Origin of the sequence: Grimontia hollisae CIP 101886, from assembly GCF_000176515.1 — a bacterium.
Taxonomy (GTDB): Bacteria; Pseudomonadota; Gammaproteobacteria; order Enterobacterales; family Vibrionaceae; genus Enterovibrio; species Enterovibrio hollisae.
In genome coordinates, this window is the sequence record NZ_ADAQ01000010.1 from 199,036 (window position 1) to 220,798 (window position 21,763).

Annotated in this window: 21 protein-coding genes; 7 read left to right on the forward strand and 14 right to left on the reverse strand. The window is 49.4% G+C overall.

Going from position 1 to position 21,763, the window contains the following annotated elements:
• Nucleotides 1-14: 14 nt before the first annotated feature.
• From urtD to urtA, 4 genes are all read right to left on the reverse strand, one after another.
• Nucleotides 15-908, reverse strand: coding sequence for an urea ABC transporter ATP-binding protein UrtD (gene urtD / locus VHA_RS05695; RefSeq protein ID WP_005502658.1), 894 nt, complete (start codon nt 906-908; stop codon nt 15-17).
• Nucleotides 905-1,987, reverse strand: coding sequence for an urea ABC transporter permease subunit UrtC (gene urtC, locus VHA_RS05700; protein WP_005502659.1), 1,083 nt, complete (start codon nt 1,985-1,987; stop codon nt 905-907). The genes urtD and urtC overlap by 4 nt, the downstream gene beginning before the upstream one ends.
• Entirely contained in the window at nt 1,988-3,637 is a 1,650-nt protein-coding gene (urtB, locus tag VHA_RS05705; protein WP_005502661.1) for an urea ABC transporter permease subunit UrtB, read from the reverse strand.
• Between the two features lie 153 nt (nt 3,638-3,790).
• Nucleotides 3,791-5,029 (reverse strand): urea ABC transporter substrate-binding protein, encoded by a 1,239-nt coding sequence (urtA, locus tag VHA_RS05710; RefSeq protein WP_394368186.1) that lies wholly within the window; start codon nt 5,027-5,029, stop codon nt 3,791-3,793.
• A 424-nt stretch (nt 5,030-5,453) separates the two neighbouring features.
• Here urtA and VHA_RS05715 point away from each other — a divergent pair, with 424 nt between their 5' ends.
• A complete protein-coding gene (locus VHA_RS05715; protein WP_040528287.1) occupies nt 5,454-5,702 on the forward strand; it encodes a type II toxin-antitoxin system Phd/YefM family antitoxin in 249 nt (82 codons plus the stop codon).
• Nucleotides 5,692-5,982 carry a type II toxin-antitoxin system RelE family toxin gene (locus VHA_RS05720; RefSeq protein ID WP_005502664.1) on the forward strand — a complete coding sequence of 97 codons (291 nt, stop codon included), beginning with the start codon at nt 5,692-5,694 and terminating at the stop codon, nt 5,980-5,982. The genes VHA_RS05715 and VHA_RS05720 overlap by 11 nt, the downstream gene beginning before the upstream one ends.
• 184 nt (nt 5,983-6,166) lie before the next feature.
• Here the strand turns inward: VHA_RS05720 and VHA_RS05725 are convergent, their stop codons facing one another.
• Together VHA_RS05725 and phhA are read right to left on the reverse strand one after the other, a co-directional pair.
• Nucleotides 6,167-6,508, reverse strand: coding sequence for a 4a-hydroxytetrahydrobiopterin dehydratase (locus tag VHA_RS05725; RefSeq protein WP_005502665.1), 342 nt, complete (start codon nt 6,506-6,508; stop codon nt 6,167-6,169).
• A 10-nt stretch (nt 6,509-6,518) separates the two neighbouring features.
• Nucleotides 6,519-7,310, reverse strand: coding sequence for a phenylalanine 4-monooxygenase (gene phhA / locus VHA_RS05730; RefSeq protein ID WP_005502667.1), 792 nt, complete (start codon nt 7,308-7,310; stop codon nt 6,519-6,521).
• Between the two features lie 459 nt (nt 7,311-7,769).
• Between phhA and VHA_RS05735 the strand changes: the two genes are divergently transcribed.
• The gene (locus VHA_RS05735) at nt 7,770-8,603 is read left to right on the forward strand and encodes an EAL domain-containing protein (protein WP_005502668.1); all 834 of its coding nucleotides are present in this window, start codon (nt 7,770-7,772) and stop codon (nt 8,601-8,603) included.
• A 169-nt stretch (nt 8,604-8,772) separates the two neighbouring features.
• Nucleotides 8,773-9,717 (forward strand): ribosome biogenesis GTPase YlqF, encoded by a 945-nt coding sequence (ylqF, locus tag VHA_RS05740; RefSeq protein WP_005502670.1) that lies wholly within the window; start codon nt 8,773-8,775, stop codon nt 9,715-9,717.
• Between the two features lie 103 nt (nt 9,718-9,820).
• Here ylqF and VHA_RS05745 read toward each other — a convergent pair whose 3' ends face one another.
• The 6 genes from VHA_RS05745 to xsc all read right to left on the reverse strand — a co-directional run bounded on the left by VHA_RS05745 (nt 9,821) and on the right by xsc (nt 16,885).
• A complete protein-coding gene (locus VHA_RS05745) occupies nt 9,821-11,161 on the reverse strand; it encodes a TRAP transporter large permease (protein WP_005502672.1) in 1,341 nt (446 codons plus the stop codon).
• Nucleotides 11,162-11,219: 58 nt separating this feature from the next.
• Nucleotides 11,220-11,750 (reverse strand): TRAP transporter small permease, encoded by a 531-nt coding sequence (locus VHA_RS05750; RefSeq protein WP_040528289.1) that lies wholly within the window; start codon nt 11,748-11,750, stop codon nt 11,220-11,222.
• 85 nt (nt 11,751-11,835) lie between these two features.
• Nucleotides 11,836-12,834 (reverse strand): TRAP transporter substrate-binding protein, encoded by a 999-nt coding sequence (locus tag VHA_RS05755; RefSeq protein WP_040528292.1) that lies wholly within the window; start codon nt 12,832-12,834, stop codon nt 11,836-11,838.
• A gap of 212 nt (nt 12,835-13,046) precedes the next feature.
• A complete protein-coding gene (locus tag VHA_RS05760) occupies nt 13,047-14,498 on the reverse strand; it encodes an NAD(P)/FAD-dependent oxidoreductase (RefSeq protein WP_005502677.1) in 1,452 nt (483 codons plus the stop codon).
• Nucleotides 14,499-14,563: 65 nt separating this feature from the next.
• Entirely contained in the window at nt 14,564-14,965 is a 402-nt protein-coding gene (locus VHA_RS05765) for a nuclear transport factor 2 family protein (RefSeq protein WP_172465042.1), read from the reverse strand.
• 108 nt (nt 14,966-15,073) lie between these two features.
• A complete protein-coding gene (gene xsc, locus VHA_RS05770) occupies nt 15,074-16,885 on the reverse strand; it encodes a sulfoacetaldehyde acetyltransferase (protein ID WP_005502681.1) in 1,812 nt (603 codons plus the stop codon).
• Between the two features lie 177 nt (nt 16,886-17,062).
• Between xsc and VHA_RS05775 the strand changes: the two genes are divergently transcribed.
• The 3 genes from VHA_RS05775 to VHA_RS05785 all read left to right on the forward strand — a co-directional run bounded on the left by VHA_RS05775 (nt 17,063) and on the right by VHA_RS05785 (nt 20,739).
• On the forward strand, nt 17,063-18,046 hold the full coding sequence (locus VHA_RS05775) for an AAA family ATPase (RefSeq protein WP_005502683.1): 984 nt from the start codon (nt 17,063-17,065) through the stop codon (nt 18,044-18,046).
• The gene (locus VHA_RS05780; protein WP_005502685.1) at nt 18,043-19,791 is read left to right on the forward strand and encodes a cobaltochelatase CobT-related protein; all 1,749 of its coding nucleotides are present in this window, start codon (nt 18,043-18,045) and stop codon (nt 19,789-19,791) included. Before VHA_RS05775 ends, VHA_RS05780 begins: the two co-directional genes overlap by 4 nt.
• A gap of 144 nt (nt 19,792-19,935) precedes the next feature.
• Nucleotides 19,936-20,739 carry an IclR family transcriptional regulator gene (locus VHA_RS05785; RefSeq protein ID WP_005502687.1) on the forward strand — a complete coding sequence of 268 codons (804 nt, stop codon included), beginning with the start codon at nt 19,936-19,938 and terminating at the stop codon, nt 20,737-20,739.
• Between the two features lie 4 nt (nt 20,740-20,743).
• On the opposite strand, the gene VHA_RS05790 is transcribed toward VHA_RS05785, so the two are convergent.
• Both VHA_RS05790 and VHA_RS05795 read right to left on the reverse strand, forming a co-directional pair.
• The gene (locus VHA_RS05790) at nt 20,744-21,184 is read right to left on the reverse strand and encodes a hypothetical protein (protein WP_005502689.1); all 441 of its coding nucleotides are present in this window, start codon (nt 21,182-21,184) and stop codon (nt 20,744-20,746) included.
• Between the two features lie 210 nt (nt 21,185-21,394).
• Entirely contained in the window at nt 21,395-21,757 is a 363-nt protein-coding gene (locus tag VHA_RS05795; RefSeq protein ID WP_005502690.1) for a RidA family protein, read from the reverse strand.
• Nucleotides 21,758-21,763: the final 6 nt, after the last annotated feature.

Below are 21,763 nucleotides of genomic sequence, written 5' to 3' on the forward strand. Positions count from 1 at the left end.
TTTCTCCCTCCCTGCTATTGTCCCAAGTAGACTTCCCGTACCCGCGCATCATTCTGAATCGACGCCATTGCGCCTTCCGCCAGAACGTGTCCCTGATGGAGCACGGTAACGGTCGATGCAATACTGCGGACAAAATCCATGTCGTGTTCCACCACCATGATGGAGTGCTCCCCAGCAAGGGAAAGCAGCAGTTCCGACGTGCGATCCATTTCCTGGTGGGTCATTCCCGCTACCGGTTCATCCACCAGCAGTAACTTGGGCTTTTGCATCAGCAACATGCCAATTTCCAGCCATTGCTTCTGTCCATGAGAGAGTTTGCCTGCCAACATTCTGGACTGTGCTTCTAAGCCTATAAGCTCCAACACTTTCTCAATGTCGCATTTTTGCTCCCCGGACAAAACCGCACGAAAAAGGAACCAGGTCGACTTTTCACCTGCCATCGCCAGTTCCAGGTTTTCCCATACCGTCAGCGCCTCAAACACTGTCGGTTTCTGGAATTTGCGCCCGATACCGGCGTTGGCAATCTCTGCTTCATCCATCTTGAGCAGATTCAATTGCTGTCCCAGCCAGACTTCACCCTGATCGGGACGCGTCTTACCGGTGATGATGTCCATCATGGTGGTTTTGCCTGCGCCATTCGGACCGATAATGCAGCGAAGCTCCCCTTCTTTGATGTAAAGGTTGAGATCGTTGATGGCCTTGAAGCCATCGAATGAAACAGACACCCCTTCGACATAAAGCAACATGCCATTTTTGACATCGACTTTTGGGTTGTAAGGCGGCTTCAAGAAACTGAACACCTGATCGCGGCGGGTAATTTCAGTCAGTAAATCTGATGCACCGACGGGCTCAGACAACTGGTGTTTTTGCTCGTTAACGCTTGCTACCCTGAGTGTTCCCGGCATCATGCACTGGCCCCCTTCCTTGCAAACAAACCACTGACTCCTTTCGGTAAATACAAGGTCGCCAAGACAAACAATGCGCCAAGGGCAAACAGCCAGACTTCCGGGAATTCCACGGTAAACCAGCTCTTGGCGTAGTTAACCAGCACAGCGCCAATCACCGCACCATAAAGGGTTGCCCGGCCGCCCAGTGCTACCCAGACTACGATTTCAATGGAGTTCAATGGCGCAAATTCACCGGGGTTGATGATGCCGACCTGAGGTACATAGAGTGCGCCCGCCACACCGGCAATCGCGGCTGAAAGCACAAACAACCAGAGCTTGCTGTTCTCAACGCGGTAACCGACAAAACGCGCGCGGGATTCTGCATCGCGAATTGCGATGGTGAGCGCGCCAAGACGGCTTACCACCACCGCACGACAAAGCAGGTAAGCCAGCAAAAGCGCAAACACCGTGGCAACAAACAGGCCAATTCGCGTGGCGTCGCTTTGCAGGCTGAAACTCAGGATATCTTTAAAATCCGTCAGTCCGTTGTTCCCACCAAAGCCCATTTCGTTGCGAAAGAAAGCCAGCATCAGCGCAAAGGTCATTGCCTGCGTCATGATAGAAAGATAAACACCGGATACCCGGGAGCGGAACGCCAGCCAGCCGAACACAAACGCCAGCAGGCCCGGCACTGCTACCGCCATCAAACAGGCAAACCAGAACTGGTCAAAACCGAACCAGAACCATGGCAATTCCTGCCAGTTCAGGAACACCATAAAATCGGGAAGCTCGGGGTTACCGTAAACGCCGCGATCACCAATCTGGCGCATCAAATACATCCCCATGGCGTAGCCACCAAGCGCAAAGAACGCGCCGTGTCCCAGACTCAAAATACCCAGGTAGCCCCAAACTAAATCCACCGACAGCGCGAGGATCGCAAAGCAGAGGTATTTACCCAATAAAGAGACGGTATAGGTTTCGAGATGAAAAACACTGCCTGCTGGCACAATCAGGTTCAGGATAGGTACCACAAAACCGATGCCGAGCAGCACAGTAATCATGGTGACCGTTGAACGGTCAAAAAGCGGTTTCGTGACCATTTAGTTGTCCTCCGCCATGCGTCCACGTTGCGGGAACAACCCTTTTGGACGTTTTTGAATAAACAGAATGATGAATACAAGCACCAGAATCTTCGCCAGTACTGCACCGGCCCAGGGTTCCAGCACTTTGTTGAAAACACCCAGACTCAGCCCTGCCGCGAGCGTTCCCCAAAGGTTTCCAACACCGCCAAACACCACCACCATGAAGGAATCAATGATGTAAGCCTGCCCCATATTCGGGCCGACATTAGTCAGTTGCGACAACGCCACCCCTGCCACACCGGCGATCCCGGAGCCCAGACCAAAGGTCGCCATGTCGACCCATTCAGAGCGCACGCCCATGGCGCGGGCCATTGCACGGTTTTGCGACACCGCGCGAACCTGCAAACCCAGTGGGGTACGTTTAAGAATGAACAGCAGCGAAAAGAACACCACCAGACAGAACACAATGATGTACATGCGGCTGGCGGTCAGCGCCAACATTGGCGTGACTTCAATCATGCCGCTCATAAAATCCGGTGTGCTGACAGAGCGGTTAAGGGGGGAGAAAATGCTGCGTACCGCCTGTTGCAGGATGAGGCTGATACCAAATGTCGCCAGCAGGGTTTCCAACGGACGGCCGTAAAGGTGGCGGATCACCGAACGCTCAATCGCCATTCCGACCAAACCGGAAACCATGAACGCACAAGGTATAGAGAGCAGAAGTGCCATGCCGGTCTGTGCCGGAAAGAGTTGTTGAAGCACATACGTGGTGTAGGCACCCAACATGATCAGTTCGCCGTGCGCCATGTTGATCACGCCCATTACACCAAAGGTGATAGCAAGACCAATCCCCGCAAGCACCAGCACAGAACCAAGGCTTAGCCCAAAATACAGGGTCTGGGCGGCGTTAACCACGCGTTGGTTTTCCCGGTAATCCGTTATCGCCGCATCCAGCGCCGCGGTGATTTCAGCTTCATCATCACCGACTTTTGCCCTCGCAGATTGCAGTGCATCAAACGCCTCGGGCATGCCAACATCAACAAGAAAAGCGATAGCTCCCGATTTGTCGCCCTGCCCAGTATGACCTTCCAAAGTAAATACCGAGATTGCCGTCATTAGGTATTTTTTAGTGACAACGTCACTTTCTGAATCATGGATGTTGGCAACAACCGGGAGTAGTGCGGCATCGATTTCGCCAATCATCCGTCTTGCTGCGATTCTGCGTGTTTCTGCATCGCGGCTGGAAAGTGCGGTTGTCGCCAGGGCTGTTTTAATCTGGCTGCGGATTTTATTGTTGATCGTCACCGCACGGTATTGCCGCTTCTTTTCAACGGTGATGGTTTCATCAGTCAGGATATTTTGTAACTCACTGCCCTTTTTAAGCGGAGGTGAAGCCAAATACCAAACCGACTGGGTGTTCTTGTCATAGCGAACCTGCTTGTTCAGCAAGCCTTCGAGAATGTCCGTTTTTCTGGGGAGGTCTGACGCTGCGATAAACGCAATCGCCACTTCTTTGTCGTGAAATGATTTGCCCGCAAGCAAGGTTGCTGCCTGCTGCATATCCATCACCTGTGCATTGGCCTGACCAACCATGATCAGACTGCAAATGATGACAAACACACGACATCCGCTTAAAAAGCCATGAGGCTTTACTGTCAAACGTTGCATGGAATCAATCCTTTGAAAAAGTCCTGCCAATGCGGCTTGGTAACAAGGAGATGACACCGCAATAGCAGGCAAGCTGGAAGTCAGCTTCCGAGCAGGAATCTCTTCGTTTCCCTGCTCCCTGTCTTTCCTTACCCAAACTTTTGGGTAGTAGGGTTATTCAGCCGCTACGCCGGAGCATTGGCCGGTGGTGACATTAAAAGCACCACAGGACATGGGCTTCAGCCAGCTTGCGAAGAGATATTTGGAGCCTGAGAGATAATCAGACCAGGCATCCCCCGCCACCACATCCGGCGTTTCCCAGACGGTTACGAACTGTCCATCGTCCTGAATTTCACCAATCAGCACGGGTTTGGTGATGTGGTGGTTTGGCATCATGGTGGCGTAACCGCCTGTCAGGTTGGGGACCGTCACACCAATAATCGATTCCTGTACCGCGTCAGAATCGGTAGTACCTGCCTTCTCTACTGCTTTGGCCCACATGTTGAACCCCAGATAAGTGGCTTCCATGGGATCATTGGTGACGCGCTTGTCGTCTTTGATATAGGCATGCCATTTCTCGACAAACTCATCATTTCCATCAGTTTCAACGCTCATAAAGTAGTTCCACGCCGCAAGGTGCCCCACCAGATCTGAGGTATCCATGCCGGAAAGTTCTTCTTCACCTACAGAGAATGCAACCACCGGAATGTCTTCCGCTTCAACACCCTGCGCAGCGAGCTCTTTGTAGAAAGGCACATTGGCATCACCGTTGATGGTAGAAACCACAGCAGTTTTCTTACCGGCAGCGCCAAACTTCTTAATGTCCGCCACGATCGACTGCCAGTCAGAGTGACCAAACGGGGTGTAATTGATCATGATGTCTTCTTTCGCGACACCACTGTCGATGAGATAGGCTTCGAGGATTTTGTTGGTGGTACGTGGGTAGACATAATCAGTGCCCGCCAATACCCAACGTTTCACGCCCAATTCGTCTTTCAGGTAATCAACGGCTGGTATCGCCTGCTGGTTCGGTGCTGCGCCGGTATAGAACACGTTTTTCGACGATTCCTCACCCTCATACTGAACCGGGTAAAACAGCAGGCTGTTCAGCTCTTCAAATACCGGCAAAACCGATTTGCGGGAAACAGATGTCCAGCAACCAAACACCACATCCACATCTTCTTTTTCAATCAATTCGCGGGCTTTTTCCGCGAACAGTGGCCAGTTTGACGCTGGGTCAACCACCACGGCTTCCAGTTTTTTGCCGAGCAAGCCGCCTTTTTTGTTTTGTTCTTCCACCATCATCAGAACCGTGTCTTTCAGTGTGGTTTCACTGATCGCCATTGTCCCTGACAGCGAGTGCAGCACGCCGACTTTGATGGTGTTTTCTTCAGCAGCCGCCTGAAACGACATTCCAGCGCCAGCCAGTGCAACAGCACTTACCCAATATAATGCAAACCTCTTCCCATTCATTGCAAAGCTCCTTTTGAGTACCTCCCATACCCAGAGCAAGAGGCCTGCCAAAAAAGAGATTTGCCTCGCAAATAGATTGTAAAAACTGAATTTATAAAGGTTTTATACAGAACAGTAGATGCTAAAAAAGAGAGTGTCCGAGAGTCGCCTGCCTTGAACTGGTGCATGAAAGCCAAACAAGCGCACCATTTTAGTCACTGCTTTATCAATGCACTACTACGAGGCATCGTGCAGCCAGATAGGAGGAAGTAAACCAACACAGAGTAAACATGCCACGCGTTGAGAATTACTCTTAAGCAACTTGTTATACCGCTTGGCTGAGGATAAAATGACCAGTATAGAGACCATTTAAGAGACCCATTATATGACCGCTAGAATTTTAGCCGATGTGGCTGCAAGCATTACAGAATTGAAAGCTAACCCTATGAAAGTTGCAACCAGTGCTTATGGCGAACCTGTTGCTGTACTAAACCGAAATGAACCAGCATTTTATTGCGTACCTGCCGAAGCGTACGAAATGATGATGGACAAACTCGAAGATCTTGAGCTGCTTGCAATTGCTAAAGAGCGTGAATCTGAAGAGAGTATTTCGGTAAATATTGATGACCTATAAACTCAGCTTTAAAAAGAGCGCGCTCAAAGAGTGGAAAAAGCTTGGTTCAACGCTGCAACAACAGTTTAAGAAGAAGCTAATTGAACGCCTGGAAAATCCGCATGTTCCAGCTTCAAAGCTTTCTGGCGTTGACAACATGTATAAAATTAAGTTGCGTCAATCGGGTTACCGCCTCGTCTACAAAGTTGAAGACGATGTCATCGTTGTCACCGTCTTAGCAGTCGGAAAACGCGAACGTAGCGATGTTTACCATAAGGCTATGAAAAGGCAAGATGACTGATTGCGGTATAACGAATGACATTGCCCATTTCGGTGTCATCGCAATTTAAACCAGCAATCGAAATACAGACAACGTCACAACCAACCGCCTCGAATATCAAACTATCAATGGTGGGAATCAGCAGGTAAAGCGGGCGTAATTGGAATACCCCCTTTTGGTCAGGGGGAATTTATAGGGGTGTTAATCAGTCTTCAAACAGCACATCCGTTTTCGCGGCACAGATAAAATCGTTCTTGTGCAGACCTTTAATTTTGTGCGTCCACCAGGTGACGGTGCAACTGCCCCACTCTAGAAGAATGGCCGGATGGTGCCCTTCTGCTTCTGCCAGTTCAGCTACTTTGTCCGCAAATGCCCACGCCAGTTTAAAGTTGCGGAATTTGTACACCCGCTGAAGTTGATCAATGCCATCGACTTCCATCAATTGCCAATCCGGCAAGGTGGTTAACAGGCCAGCCGCTTCATCCCCATCAACACGCGGTGCACCTTCACGGCACGCTTCACATTGCAGTTCAGTCAGTTGTTTCATTTGAGTCTCCCTATTGCGCCAGTTTTTGCGGATAAAGCGGCGCGTGTAACCCAAGCATTTTGGCTCTGTTCACGCAAGCCAGTAAATCCAGCTTTTCCAGTTCATACAATTCATCTAGTGCACTTAAATAAAAGTAGATGGGCTGGAGGATATCAATGCGATATGGGGTGCGCATAACATCCACCACCTCGAGTTTTTTACGGATGGGTTCGTCGCTGCTGAAAGCATATTCCGTTTCTGCCGGAGAAGATAAAATGCCTCCGCCATAAATCGACAATCCTGCATCATTTTGAATCAGGCCGAATTCGACCGTAAACCAATACAACCTTGCCAAATATACGCGATCGGCTTTCAATGCGTTCACACCAAGCTTGCCGTAGTGTTGTGTAAAAGACGCGAAGGCCGGATGCGTCAACATGGCGCAGTGACCAAAGATTTCATGAAAGAAATCTGGCTCCTGCAAATAGTCAACGTCTTCCGCAGTGCGCAAGAATGTGGCGACAGGAAAACGCTTCGACGCCAGCAGCGAAAAGAAATGGTCGAAATCAATCAAGGCTGGAACCGGTTCCAGTTGCCAGCCCGTTGTTTCACCCAACACGCGGTTAATATCCGGAATTTGTGGTGCATGGTCTGTTGGCAACCCAAGTAGCTTCAGGCCATCGAAATATTCGCGGCACGCCTTCCCTTCAATGCAACCCAGTTGGCGGGAAACCAGCCGGCTCCACACCTCATGTTCTTCATCTGTCCAGTTGATCTGCCCATCTTTATCCAGCGGTTTCGATTCGTATTGATGCGTTTTCATCGCTACGGCTCCCTGTTTCGTCCCTATTTGACGATAGCCTTTTGCCAGACGGGCGAAAACTCCCGATGCCGCATAACAGAGCTCATGGTTGTAACAATTATTTTACATCAACATTTTTATCTCAAACATGAGACAATGCAACCCAGCTAATTACTCATAGAATAGGTAGCAAAAGGGAATAAAGTGACTTAGAGATCAGAAAGTTGCGTTTTCTCATTTGTTGCAGGTTGCTGTCTCGTCATTTACGCATACACTGTATATTGAGGCATGTACTACCGTGGTGAGACATCAATACCAGCGTTTTCCAACGTTATGATGTGAAGTGATTACCAACCGTTTGCCCAGTCATTACAGGCCCTCGGACAAGATCACAATAATCTACTCTTTGGAGGATAGTTTGGTTGTCCCAAACAACCATTCGCGTAACATGGTTTTTAGTGATTAAGAGGTAAGGTCGTCGTGGTTAAGCACTTAAAAACACAATCAGAATTCGAAGCATGCCTACAGTTTGACACCAATGGTGATGTAATGGGGGTCTTCAATGGATTGGAGTTTCGCAGTGTTTATCAACCCATTTACCGGGCGAATGGTACAGTATTAGGTTTCGAAGCGTTGGTGCGGGTGAAAACACTCGACGGCGTGCCTGTCAACCCCGACTACATTTTCCGGTATCTTGAACAAAACGATCCTGGTTATGTCGACCAGGTCAGCATTGATAAACTCGCCCGCGTCATTCATCTGCGCAACTTCTGTACATATGCTGGCAACCACTCCATTTTCCTTAATATGTTACCTTCTTCCGCGGTGGCCTCTATTGAAACCTTTTCAAATCAGAATCTGATGCTAAGACGCCTCGCCGAGCTGGGGATTCAACGCCATCATGTGGTGCTGGAAGTGGTGGAGCACTTACATTCTGATGCTGTTTCGCTGTCTGCTGCGACGACGCAATCCATCAACAATGGATTCCAGATTGCCATTGATGATTATGGCGTTGCCGGATCTGTAGAAATGCGTGTCCGAATGATACGACCTAGCCTGATAAAAATCGATCGCTCTCTGATGCAGCAATACATGCAAGGTGACGAAAAGGCCATGCTTAGAGCTATTGCCCTTGCCGAAGAAGTGAATGCAGAAGTTTTGGTTGAAGGGATTGAAAATCAGGAAGAATATAACGCCATGCGTACCCTGCATATCAACTATTTCCAGGGTTTCCACCTCGGTATGCCGCAACGTCTTGAAGACTTCTTTGCCGAAAACCCATCAAAGCGTGGCCCGCTCTTGAAAGTTGAGTGACAATTGGCCTTTTTCACCTTAACTGGACAACCACTGAACGCTTTGTCTGCCTTCCTCGAGTTAATTTTTCGTTCACCCCGGTTAAGTGCTAAAATCCCCGACCACTTTTCGTCGGGGCTCATTGGCCTAAAAACGGCGTATATACCGAATTACAAAGGCAATCATTCACATGATTAACAACTCCATCCAGTGGTTCCCGGGCCACATGCACAAAGCGCGTAAAGAAATTGAAGAAGTGATACCCAAGATTGACGTGATCATTGAGGTATTGGATGCGCGCATTCCTTTCAGTAGCGAAAACCCGATGATTCGCCGCATCCGTAAAGACAAACCCGTTATTAAAGTACTGAATAAGCGCGATTTGGCCGATCCGGAAATGACGGTTCTTTGGCTGGAACATCTTGAAAAAGAACAAGGTGTTAAAGCCATGGCCATTACTACAGAGCACGCCAGCGAAGTGAACAAAATCATGGATCTTTGCCGCAAGCTTGCCCCGCACCGCGAGGAGATAGGTAAAAATATTCGCACCATGATCATGGGCATCCCAAACGTGGGGAAATCCACCATTATCAATACATTAGCTGGCCGTGTTGTGGCAAAAACCGGTAACCAGCCGGCGGTGACACGCCAACAGCAGCGCATTAACCTGCAAAACGGCGTTGTACTGTCAGATACCCCAGGGATCCTGTGGCCGAAAGTGGAAAACCCCCACAGTGGGTTCCGCCTTGCCGCAACCGGTGCGGTAAAAGACACCGCCATGGAATACGATGAAGTCGCGTTTTACACCGTGGAATACCTGGCAAAAGCGTATCCAGAGCTGCTGAAAAAGCGCTACAACATTGAAGAGCTGCCAGAAACCGAAGTGGAACTGATGGAAGCCATTGGCGAGAAGCGCGGCTGTTTGCGTTCAGGCGGCCGTATTGATCTGCATAAAGCATCCGAAATCCTCATTAATGACCTTCGAAACGGCGCATTGGGTCTTATCACCCTTGAGCACCCAGCGATGATCAGCCAGGAACTGATAGAAGTGGAAGAAGCTGCGGCGCGTAAGGCGGAAGAAAAAGCCAGACACAAAGAAGAGCGCCGTAAGCGATATTTAAAGAATAAACGCTGAGTGAGACCCGGGCATGGAGGCTCTGAGATTACGATTGCAAAGCCCCGCGAATGCGGGGTTTGACATATTTGTTGGCGCAGAGGAGCCATCCGTCAAAGCTGCCTTATGAACCTACCAATGAGGGAAGCCACAGAGTCAGCGGCGGGAAGAAAGCAATCACAAAAACACCGAGCACAGATGCAACAACGAAGGGATGAATGCGTGACGTGATCTGCTCAACACTCGACCCACCTATCCCGGAAGCGACAAAAATATTTTCCCCTAAAGGGGGCGTGGCAAAGCCAATGGATAACGTACACACCACAACGATGCCAACATGCGTGGGATCGGCTCCCAACATATACATAATCGGCAGTAAAACGGGAACGATGATCATGATGGCTGCCAGTGTCTCCATAAACATCCCGATAAAAAGCAGTAGCATGATGGTCAGCGCCCAAACCAGATACATATTGTCTGTCACGCCCAACAGGGCATCAGCGACATGAACCGGTATTCGCTGCTCAATGAGAAGACGGCCAAATACCGTGGCCGCAAAAAGAATGAGCAGAACCCGTCCGGTAATCCATGTCGTCGTTGTCAGGGACTTTAAGACATTTTTAACCTTCAGTTCTCTATGCAGAAAAAAACCAACAAACAGCGAATAGAAAATAGCCACCACAGCGGACTCTGTGGGTGTGAAAATGCCGCTGTAAATACCGCCCAATATTAAAAAAGGTGCAAGAATAGACCATACCCCTCGGCGCAAAGAATGGTGAATGTCGGGCAATGACCAGGTTTCCACCAGCCCTTTATAGCCTCGACGTTTCGAGATGCAGTAATTGGTAAAAATGAGGGTAGATGCCATGATCAATCCGGGGATCACACCTGCGATAAACAGCTTGGGAATGGAGACAGAATCAAATTCGCCATGCAAGGAGATGGCCTCTGGCGGTGCCCTCAATCCCATCGCGGAAATACCGAAAATCACAATAGGAATAGAGGGTGGAATAATGATCCCAAGCCCCCCGCTCGCCGCGGTCACGGCTGAGGCGTAACTGGGTTCATATTCACGTCTTACCATGGCGGGTATCATCAACATCCCCACAGCAGCAGTGGTTGCCGGACCCGAGCCCGATATCGCGCCAAAGAAAAGACAAGCAAACACCGTCGCCGCTCCCAGCCCTCCGGTCACCGGGCCCGCCATGTTTTCAGCAATATCCACCAGGCGGCGTGATATACCAGATGCTTCCATTAACGCACCCGCCAGCACAAATGACGGCAACGCCATCAACGGAAAATTTCCCACAGAAGTAAACGCTATCTGCACCAGCGCAATGGGATTTTTGTCTAATATAAGGTATGCCGCCATCGAGGCGCCAGCTAACGAGACAGTGATGGGCGCACCGAGCACCAGAAGAATGAAAAAACCACCGAATAAAATAAGCGTTAAATAGGCTTCCATAACTTCGCGTCCTTTCTCTCAATGATATCCCTGTGAACCTTATGGCAGCTTAGGATCGTCACTTGTTTTTGCTGAGCTTCCGTAACTCTTCAACCTCAGGATCATCGTGCTCAATCCCTTTTATGCGATCGACAACGTTCCATAGAATTCTTATCGACATAAGCAAAAATGCGATGGGTAGGATCAAGTAGATATACTTCATTGGAATTCCAGTCGTTTGGGATTTCCAAAACAGGTTCATTTTGTTGAAAACAAAGTCGTAGCTGAGATAAACAAAGTACATGTTGAATGCGATCCAGAGCAGATCGGCGAGGGTTTCACAAACCGTTTTCACCATAGGGGGAAAATAGTTGAAGTGAAAACTGACCCGGTTATGGGCAGACATCTTCGCCGCAACCACAGCGCCAAAGTAAGTAAACCAAACAAACAGGTACGTCGCGACTTCATCTCCCCAGGGAATGGAGTATTGGAAAAACTGCCTGACAATAATTTGTGTAAACAACAGCGTCACAAATATCGCCAAAAATAAGCAGCAGATGTATTCTTCACTTCTGTTAAGGTGACTGCGTATTTTGGACATGATGGGCATGCTCTTACTCTCAACGTTCAGGGTCTAAAAGTCAGATGATCGCTATGTCAACCGGGCGCTCCTATACACCCGATTGACAGGTCAGTTACCGGCCCAGTTGTTTTAGTGCGTTATCCAGTTTCTCTTTGCCCCCAATGCTGCTGTAAAATTTGGGCCAAACGACCTTGGTTACACTGTCAATCCACGCTTTCTCATTATCCGCCGGCTCAACGATTTCCATTCCCTTGGCGACCAGCTCTTTCTTAATCCGTGCTTCCGTGTTGTGGAGAAACGCAAAGCTATGTGCCGTCGCGTCATGACCGGCTTCCAGAATGGCCTTTTGCATGTCAGGTGACTGAGCCTGGAACACCGACTCGCTGATGATCAGAGGCTCCATCGAGAAGATGTAACGGAGATTCGTCACGTACTTTTGCACTTCATTGAACTTCATAGCAGAAATAGTGATGTAGGGATTGTCCTGTCCATCAACCACGCCTTGTTGTAGGCCAGTAAATGTCTCTGACCACGCCATGGGCGTTGGGTTGATCCCGAGCGCCTGATAAGACGCAATCATGATTTCATTGCGGGGCACCCGGATAACCAGCCCCTTGAGATCGTCAGGGGTTTTGACTGGACGTTTGGAATTGGTCAGGACGCGAAACCCTGAATAGGCCCATCCGATAATTCTGACCCCCGCATCCCGGATGGTGTTCTCGACCAGCTCTTTTCCGATATCCCCCTGTGTCAGCAGTTTTGCCTCTTCCGCCGACTGAATCACATAAGGAAGCGTCAGCAAACCGACAGTTGGAGAAAACGGCGTCACGTTGTTAATCGCCAACACAGAAAAGTCGAGCAAGCCAATCGCCGCATTGTTCACCGTATCTTGTTCAGTACCCAACTGCCCATTGGGAAAAAGGTCAACCTTGGCTTTTCCCCCCGTTTTTTCACTGAGCTTTTCAGCAAACGTTTTACCCAGTTCCCACTGCGTGCCACCGGCAGCATCACCCAGTGCTATTTTAAATGTCTGTGCCGATAAACCCGGAGCCATAAGCACCATGCAAAAAGCCGTGACAATTGCGAGGACATTGTTTCGAATACATTTCATGATGTTAACCTCTTAACTTAATGTGTTAATTCTCACTTTCCTCGGGTGTCAGCCACCTAACAAAGGGGCAAAAACGTTACGTTGAATGTCAATATATTGCGTCCTGGCCACTTCAAACGGAGGCTCTGTATACCCAAACTACCTGAAATTACGGATCGTTTAAGTTGGGAACGCAGTGTTCAATTTGGCACTTGAACGCCGGTTGTTGACAGCTAAAGCACCTCATCTTTCAGGTGATACCACCGGTACAGAAAACGCTGTCCAAGGCGTCGAAATGGCGCAAAATACGCCGATTCAATCACTTCTCTGACATTGGGATACGGTAATCTTGACTGGAAAATAGGCAGGTTCAGATCCCGGGTGTCACCCGCTATCCATTGTGCCAGCCGCTTTCCTGCCTGTGCGGAATACATCACCCCGTTACCGCCATACCCCAATGCGTAATAGAGGCTTTCTGAGGTATCCGGCTGGAAAATTCTGGGCATCATGTCGTGGCTGACATCCACCCATCCCCACCAGGAATAATCAATACCGATACCTGTTAGGGCGGGAAACTTGCGGACCATATCCGCATACAACTTATCCTCATACTTTTGTTTGGGTGCATCGATGCCGGTAATGGCGCTGCGCGAGCCAATCTGCAACCGGTTATCAGGAAGCAGCCGGTAATAGTGCCGCAATACCCGGGTATCAGTGATGATTTGTGTGGTCTTAAAATTACACGCTTCCAACTCTGTGGGTGTCAGGGGCCGTGTCACCATGGAATTTGACAGGATGGGCAACAGACGGTTTTTCAGTTGCGCATGGAGTGTCTGGGACGTATATCCGCCCGTCGCAAGTCCAACAGCCTGGGCTTTTACTGTACCGTGTGGCGTTTGTAGGTAATGGACGCCCTTTCGTGTTTCCCATCCGGTGACGGGTGTGGCGGGATGCACCTTCACCCCTAAAGCCCGTGCTTTTTTCAGATAGCCAAAGGCCAACTTACCTGCATGTATGCCAATCCCTTCTGGCTCATGCAAGGCACCCGCCGCTTCCCTATCATTGACATACTTTTCTTTGACTGTCTGCGCGTCAAAGATCTGGGCGTCATAACTGAAGGTTTCACGAAGTAGGCGGGCTTCCTTCTCCAATCCGGGCATCATCTTCGCACGGTGGGCAATATAAAGGTGTCCGCCGGGCTGGGGTTCACAATCGATGTCTTTGATCAGCGACTTAAAATTTTCCATGCCTTCAACACATTCTTGGTGCATGCGAAGTGCCGTGTCCAATCCCCACCGTTCTATCCATTGCGATCGTTTTAGACGACCTGACGCACACTGGGCCTGACCGCCATTGCGGGTGCTACACCCCCAGCTGGTGCGGTTTGCTTCTAAAACCGTTGCGCGAATGCCGTAGTTCTGCGCCAGAAAAATGGCTGCGGAGAGCCCGGTAAATCCCGACCCTACAATGACAACATCGGCATCCGTATCACCGGGCAAAGGCCCATCGTCTTGCGGAGGAGGACCTGCTGTCCCAATCCAGTAAGAAGGCGCGTAATCCCGGCCTTTTCCCGGCGTGGAATGCACTAATGGATCGTAGGTGGGATCATAGGCATCAGACGCGGCTGTCGCGGTACGGGAAAATCCTTGTTCGGCTCCGGATATCTTTTGAGTGACAGATCCCATTTGATTGCTCCCTGAATACGTATTACGACCCTATTTCAACGATGGCGAAAAGCATGCCAATAACATCAAACCACCAGCGCGGGCCTGTCTTTGCGGAACGCATTTTTCACCGCTATCTTACCGTCACGGACAGTGAACACATCCACCATGCGGGCCTCAATCCTGCTACCATCTGGTTTTGTTGCACAAAATGTTGATTCCGTGATCGCTTTGTCCCCGGATAACACCGTGTGCTCAGGATCTTTCCAACACACATCCGGGAAGTTTTTCCACACCTGCTCAAACGCATCACGGACGGCATCAAACCCCGATATCGTGGTCCCCTGAAGCTCGTTACCTGCCGCAGTATGAAAAACACAGTCTTCCGTCATAAATGTCATCAGTGCATCAACATCGTGGTCATTCCACGCGTTAGAAAATGCATCTAAAGCGTCTTTGGTGATAGCACCTGAATTTGCTTGAGTCATCGGGTTATTCACGTTGAAGCTCCTTTTCTTGACTGACGGGCTAAACACCCGCCCTTTACTGGTTTCATGAATGGAATCCGTCAGCACTGTCGCCAATACGACGTCCGGTTAAACGTAGTCTTTGTATTTATCAAGGAAGCGGACCGGCGTTGAAAGTGCGTCACGACGGAAAGGGTCTCCCAATTCCTGTGTACACATAATTTCAATCACGGTTGTTATTCCTTCGTTCATTTGCCTGTCGATTGCCGTTTTCAGCGCCGGACCAACGTCCTCCAGCCGATCAACCGTTACACCCTCTGCACCCATGGCGCGGGCAATACCGGCAAAGCTCTGGTTGTCCAGCTCACCTGCTACAAACCGGCGGTTATAAAAATCAACCTGATTCTTTTTCTCTGCGCCCCACTGACGGTTATGGAACACCACCGCGGTCACCGGAATGTTATGGCGGACACAGGTCATGGTTTCGACCATACTCATTCCCCAGGCGCCATCACCGGCGTAGGAAATGGCCGGTCTGTGAGGAGCCGCCTTCTTGGCTCCAATAATGGTCGGGAACGCATACCCGCAATTACCGAAACTCATCGCCGCAAAGAAGCTGCGCGGTTTTTCAAATCTCAGGTAGCTGTTGGCGATGGAATTGATGTTGCCAATGTCGGTAGAGACCATGACATCTTCAGGCATGGCTTTTTCAAGCTCACGGAGCACCTGACGGGGATGAAGGTATTCACCACCGGAAAAAGGCGTTTCCGTAGCATTGTGTTCAATCACATCCAGACTGAAAGCATCCCTTTCGTGGGTCCAGTCGTTCAGCTCTTGCTCCCACGCGTCTTTTTCCCGCTTCATGATCTCAAGACGCGCTTCTTTGTTAGCGTCACAAGCGAGTTCTCGATGGTTTAAACGTTCGGTCAGTGCAACGGCAGCTGCTTTTGCATCACCGCAGATACCGACGGATATTTTCTTCACCAAACCCAGCATTTTGTTGTCGGCGTCAATCTGGATGATTTTGGCGTTTGTTGGCCAGTAATCGAGGCCGTGCTGTGGCAAGGTACCAAACGGTCCAAGACGGGAACCCAGGGCAACCACGACATCTGCTTGCGATATCAGTTTCATCGCGGCTTTTGAGCCTTGATAACCCAATGGGCCACACCATTGCGGATGAGAAGCGGGAAAGGAATCATTGTGCAGATAGCTGTTAACGACTGGCGCGCCCAAGCGTTCTGCCAGCGCTTTACATTCTTCAACTGCATCGGCCATCACGACACCACCGCCGGAAATGATCACGGGAAACCTGGCGTCAGCAAGGATATCAGCAGCCTGATTCAGGCTGTTTTCACCACCGGGCCCCCTGTCCAGACGGGCAGGTTTTGGAATTTCACAGGTAATTTCGCCATAGAAGTAATCGCGCGGGATATTAAGTTGTGTCGGGCCCATTTCACTCATCGCCCGATCAAAGCAACGCCCAGTGTATTCGGCCATTCTTGCTGGATGGGTAACGTGCCCTTGGTATTTGGTGAACTCCTGAAACATCGGCAGCTGGTTACATTCCTGAAACCCTCCCAGCCCCATTGTCATGGTGCCGGTTTCCGGTGTGATCATCACCACAGGGCTGTGAGCCCAATATGCCGCGGCAATGGCAGTAACACAGTTGCTGATCCCCGGGCCATTCTGGCCAATCACCACACCATGGTTGCCTGACACACGCGAGTAACCATCTGCCATGTGCGCCGCCCCCTGTTCATGAACCACAGGGATCATTTCAATTCCGGCCGGGGCAAAGATGTCCATAGCATCCATAAACGCCGACCCCATGATGCCGAACATCGTTGTGACATTGTTTGCGACCAGTGTTTCCACAAATGCTTCTGATGGCGTCATCTTGGTTGGACCTTCAACAACGGTGCGCATCGTTGATTCGCTCATAAAGCCTCCTTGCTATATTTCATATAATGGAATTAAATATTTCATATTTTAGAATGTAAAATTAAGCTAGTACTGTATGAATGATTAATCAATAAAAATTTCAAATAGCGAAACAAACGATATTAAAAATCTCACTATCGAGAACCCATCGCTGAAAGGCGAACTCAAGGAGGAAAGATGCAGACAACATCACAACAAGGACCAGATATACTGGTGTCGGCCAGGGAAGTATTTGGTATCGATACCCGCTTACGAGTTCCAGCATTCTCAGCAGGTAATGAGCTGGTGCCTAAAATCGATCCTGAATACGTATTCAACCCCGACGTCACCATGGCTATCCTTGCTGGTTTCACATACAACCGGCGGACTCTGGTTCAAGGGCTTCACGGCACGGGCAAATCCACCCACATAGAGCAGGTTGCAGCCCGGCTAAACTGGCCTTGTATGAGAGTTAACCTGGATGGGCACATCAGCAGGCTGGACCTGGTAGGCAAAGACACCCTTGTCGTCCGTGACAACAAACAGTTGACAGAATTTCAAGATGGCATTTTGCCTTGGTCAGCCACCCGTCCTATTGCTCTGATCCTCGATGAGTACGATGCGGGCAGGCCTGATGTCATGTTTGTTATTCAGCGTTTGCTTGAGAAAGAAGGAAAGCTTGTCTTGACGGATAAAAACCGGGTAATCGAACCGCACCCGTCATTCCGACTCTTTGCAACAGCCAACACGGTGGGTTTGGGGAATTTGCAGGGCTTGTACCATGGCACTCAGGTGTTAAACCAAGCCCAGATTGACCGATGGAACCTTGTTGTCACGCTTAATTACCTGGCACCGGAAACCGAAGCCGATATTGTCCTTGCGCGTGTTCCCTCTAAAAACACAGAACGGGGGCGACAACTCGTTGCCCAAATGGTCGAAATCGCCAACCTGACACGCAGCTCCTTTTCAACCGGCGATATCTCTACGCTGATGTCTCCACGAACGGTGATCACCTGGGCAGAGAATTGTGAAATATTCACCGATCCCAAGGTTGCGTTTCGCCTCACTTTTCTCAACAAATGTGACGAAGCCGAGTGGCCATTAATTAACGAGCTCTATCAACGCTGCTTCAACGAAGAGGCGCTGGATGACGCTGTTTCACTGACTGGCACGGAAAAATGAAAAAAAGCATCCTCAGCGAACCACCACTTTTCACCCGCGCTGAGCAGCACAGGCGCGAGCTGACACTGGCAACCATTCGCTCCGAGACCGGCAATCCTGATCTCAGGTTCCGGGGAGAACATCTTTACCAAGGGCATATTTTTATACCGATAGCAGCCTCCCACCTTCAGCCCCATGACTTTTGCGATGATATTCAGGCGCTTCGTGGGCGTGCCGATGCCATTTCTGCACGCCTTCTGCTGAGTGATGTAAACGTCCATCAATCAGCAATGCCAGTCGATCCTATCGCACGCATGCTCTTTGATTTGCTGGAACAATACCGCACCGAAGCCCTGTATGGCCAAAGCCATCAACTGGGTGTACGGGAAAATCTTCGCTACCGGTTTGACACCTGGAGTCAACAGGTACTGCATGAAAACCTTACTGAATCCAGACTCGGCATTCTGTTGTTTACGGTGATCCAAACCGTCCGATCACGCCTTTTTTCAACACCGATCGACTCAGAGATTGAAAATATCATCGAAGCCACACGCGCCGGGATCGTATCCGATATTGGCGCTGAACTTTCTGGTCTTCGCCGTCATACCGCATCTCAAAAAAACTATGCTTCCTTTGCTTTAATGCTGTCCGAGAAAATATCAAAAATGATCAAGGAGAGTGAGTGGAATGATGGGAAAGACGAAAAAACACAACAACGATTCAACGCCTTTCCCCTGTTACTCAGCACCGATATCGAGACTGACAACTCTGGCGCATCAACCCATGGTGAAAACAATTCGTCATTTGAGACGAATTCCCGCTCTTACCAGGTATTTAATCGTGAATTTGATACTGAGATCGATGCGTGTACCTTGATCAGAAAAGCGCAGCTGGAAGCATTCCGTGCATATCTTGATAAACGCTTTAACCATCTGGGGCTTAATGTGCGGGAAATGGCCCGGCGGCTGTTACTCTGTTTAAGTCAACCAACACGGGATGGGTGGCAATTCGATGAAGAAGAAGGACATATCGACGGAAGCCGTCTTACCCAGGTCGTCTCGTCTCCTATGGAGAGGCGTGTTTTCGTCAAAGAACGTTTCATTAACAAACCCGATTGCGCAGTGTCGATATTGATTGACTGTTCCGGCTCCATGAGGCAACACATTGAAAACATCATCCATCTTGTCGATGGATTGATCAGGGTACTCGGCCTCGGAGGTGTGAGTACAGAAGTGCTGGGATATACCACCAATACATGGCATGGTGGCCGTCCTTATAAACAATGGCTTACGACAGCCCAAACGCCGATGCCCGGCAGAATGAATGAGATTTGCCATCTCATTTTTAAAGATACCGCGATAGATTGGCGGCAAGGCTCCAGACATATCGCAGCGCTGATGAAAGGAGACATTTTCCGTGAAGGTATCGATGGCGAAGCCATCGAATGGGCATGTTCAAGGTTACAGCAATCAGACACATCAAAACGTATCTTGCTGGTCCTATCTGATGGCAGTCCAATGGATACAGCAACCCATCTAGCCAACGGTGACGCCTATCTGGACAATCACCTCAAACAGGTGATCGCCAGCAGGGAAAAACGGGGAGACAGCATTGCAGCAATCGGTGTCGGCGTGGATCTCAGCCGCTTCTACCCGCTTAGCTTAACCCTGGATAACGATTTTCACCCCGATAGCACAACGTTCAACGACATCATTGCACTTATCAGTGCATCGGTAAGGAAGAGACCGGAAACAAAACACCATTGAAAGAAATGTTGCAACAACAACTGCCCGATTTACAGACACCGGGTTATCTGCAAATACAGAGCGCTAAATTTCATTTTCCAAGATGATTTGTTGTCATTTTCAAGAATTCTGATATACATGCAGGTATATAAGGAAGGTATAGCCATGAAAAACCAGAATAAATCTAACACTACGGTTGTGGACGGCGACACGCCGACTCTGCGCTTATTTTCTTTGTTGGAACTCATTGCCCAAAAAGATGCGTTTTTTTCACTTCAAGATCTTACCGAAGAAACCAGTATCCCAAAACCTTCATTGCACCGAATGCTCCAACAGTTGGAAAGCGCAGGCATCATCCAGCGTGATGGTGATGAACGCCATTATGGCAAAGGGGCAAGATTGCGTCATTTGGCAGAGAATGTGCTGTTAAATTCAACAACCCATAGCGCCAGACATCAAGTGCTAAGCCAGTTGCGGGATGAAGTTGGGGAAAGCTGTAATCTCACTTCCCTGTCTGGCGGGGAGGTGATTTATGTTGACCGCGTTGAAACAGAAGCACCGCTGCGTTTCCATTTACACCCAGGCTCGCGGGTACCGGTACATTGCTCAGCAACGGGCAAGCTATTTTTGGCAAACATGACACCGTCACAACGCCGCAGGCTTCTAGGCAATTCAGACATGACAGCCTTCACCGAGAAAACCATTACTGATATTCCGTCTTTGGAAAAAGAATTGGAAAACGTCAGAATGTGTGGTTATGCCATCGACAATGAAGAATTCCTGCCCGGCTTGCTATGTGTTGCAGTCTTGGTTCCTTCAAAACGTGGAAGATCGAACCTGGCTGTCGCTATCCAAGCACCAATCATGCGCCTGAAAGCAGAACAGGCTTTGCATTTCTTACCCGCATTGCAAAGGGCTTCGCTGGCATTTGCCAAAATTGAAGAAGAAAGCTGGGGGGGAGTAAAGTGAAGGCCTACCCAAACTCACCTAACACCCAAGCACAGACTTCCGTTGTGGTCAGCTTTTCCAATTTTACCACGGAGAGATTGTAGCCTCTGATATGCGTCAACAGTGCGGGTAAGTGGGTAACAATATTTTCATTGCAGGACATATAGAGACGTTTACTGGTTTCAACAGCAACATCGACCAGTTTTAACAGATCACTGGTCTTCAGCAGGTGGGCATCATCAACTGCGATAAACGGGCAGTCACGCTCATAGATAGCCTTCCATTCTACTTCTGTAATCGTGGTGTCACCGCCGCAATACGCAAGCTTGGCCTTGGCAATATCAACAGTAAACGGTGTGTCGCCGTACTGTTCAACGAGAAATTTGGTTTTACCTGACCGGTTTGGACCTACGATAAGACTGATGTCATGAAGCTTGAGTTGGTTTTCGACTTTGTGCCAGAGCATGTTTTCCCTATATGCAACTGAATACGTTTGAATAAAGTGTATCTTATTCGTACTTCATGTATACCCATCTCATCAAACAACATGAAGTTGAGTTATGCACGTCTAATTTAACAACCCTTTCCATTACCAAAACGAGACACAGATAGCCATCTTTGTCTCGTTTTGAAGCTCAAATGCCTCACAACAGACGAGGTCTTTTACAGGAAATATTTACTGAAATTCTTCTCCGGCAGCAGCAACAAAAGCCATCTCAACCAGATAATCCGGATCAGCCAACTCCGCTTTCACACACGCGCGACTTGGTGCTGTGCCAGGCTCAAACCAGTTATCCCACACTGCATTCAGCGCTGGCAGGTTATCAAAATCCGTGATGTAGATTGTCACAGACAGGATACGGGTTTTATCTGATCCAACACTCGCCAGCATTTCTTCTGCCTGTGCCAGAACCTGCTCAGTCTGACCTTTGATATCTGCATTCAGATCACTTTCAGGTACTTCAACGAAGTGTGCAATGCCATTGAATACGGTGACATCTGACCAGCGGTTTGTCGGATTAATTCGATGTATTTTCATTGAGCT

Excerpts from the sequence above, each read along its gene's own strand:
- urtD (WP_005502658.1), bottom strand. The coding sequence starts at position 908 with ATGATGCCGGGAACACTCAGGGTAGCAAGCGTTAACGAGCAAAAACAC.
- urtC (WP_005502659.1), bottom strand. The coding sequence starts at position 1,987 with ATGGTCACGAAACCGCTTTTTGACCGTTCAACGGTCACCATGATTACT.
- urtB (WP_005502661.1), bottom strand. The coding sequence starts at position 3,637 with ATGCAACGTTTGACAGTAAAGCCTCATGGCTTTTTAAGCGGATGTCGT.
- urtA (WP_394368186.1), bottom strand. The coding sequence starts at position 5,029 with ATGTCGTTTCAGGCGGCTGCTGAAGAAAACACCATCAAAGTCGGCGTG.
- VHA_RS05715 (WP_040528287.1), top strand. The coding sequence starts at position 5,454 with ATGACCGCTAGAATTTTAGCCGATGTGGCTGCAAGCATTACAGAATTG.
- VHA_RS05720 (WP_005502664.1), top strand. The coding sequence starts at position 5,692 with ATGACCTATAAACTCAGCTTTAAAAAGAGCGCGCTCAAAGAGTGGAAA.
- VHA_RS05725 (WP_005502665.1), bottom strand. The coding sequence starts at position 6,508 with ATGAAACAACTGACTGAACTGCAATGTGAAGCGTGCCGTGAAGGTGCA.
- phhA (WP_005502667.1), bottom strand. The coding sequence starts at position 7,310 with ATGAAAACGCATCAATACGAATCGAAACCGCTGGATAAAGATGGGCAG.
- ylqF (WP_005502670.1), top strand. The coding sequence starts at position 8,773 with ATGATTAACAACTCCATCCAGTGGTTCCCGGGCCACATGCACAAAGCG.
- VHA_RS05745 (WP_005502672.1), bottom strand. The coding sequence starts at position 11,161 with ATGGAAGCCTATTTAACGCTTATTTTATTCGGTGGTTTTTTCATTCTT.
- VHA_RS05750 (WP_040528289.1), bottom strand. The coding sequence starts at position 11,750 with ATGCCCATCATGTCCAAAATACGCAGTCACCTTAACAGAAGTGAAGAA.
- VHA_RS05755 (WP_040528292.1), bottom strand. The coding sequence starts at position 12,834 with ATGAAATGTATTCGAAACAATGTCCTCGCAATTGTCACGGCTTTTTGC.
- VHA_RS05760 (WP_005502677.1), bottom strand. The coding sequence starts at position 14,498 with ATGGGATCTGTCACTCAAAAGATATCCGGAGCCGAACAAGGATTTTCC.
- VHA_RS05765 (WP_172465042.1), bottom strand. The coding sequence starts at position 14,965 with ATGACTCAAGCAAATTCAGGTGCTATCACCAAAGACGCTTTAGATGCA.
- xsc (WP_005502681.1), bottom strand. The coding sequence starts at position 16,885 with ATGAGCGAATCAACGATGCGCACCGTTGTTGAAGGTCCAACCAAGATG.
- VHA_RS05775 (WP_005502683.1), top strand. The coding sequence starts at position 17,063 with ATGCAGACAACATCACAACAAGGACCAGATATACTGGTGTCGGCCAGG.
- VHA_RS05780 (WP_005502685.1), top strand. The coding sequence starts at position 18,043 with ATGAAAAAAAGCATCCTCAGCGAACCACCACTTTTCACCCGCGCTGAG.
- VHA_RS05785 (WP_005502687.1), top strand. The coding sequence starts at position 19,936 with ATGAAAAACCAGAATAAATCTAACACTACGGTTGTGGACGGCGACACG.
- VHA_RS05790 (WP_005502689.1), bottom strand. The coding sequence starts at position 21,184 with ATGCTCTGGCACAAAGTCGAAAACCAACTCAAGCTTCATGACATCAGT.
- VHA_RS05795 (WP_005502690.1), bottom strand. The coding sequence starts at position 21,757 with ATGAAAATACATCGAATTAATCCGACAAACCGCTGGTCAGATGTCACC.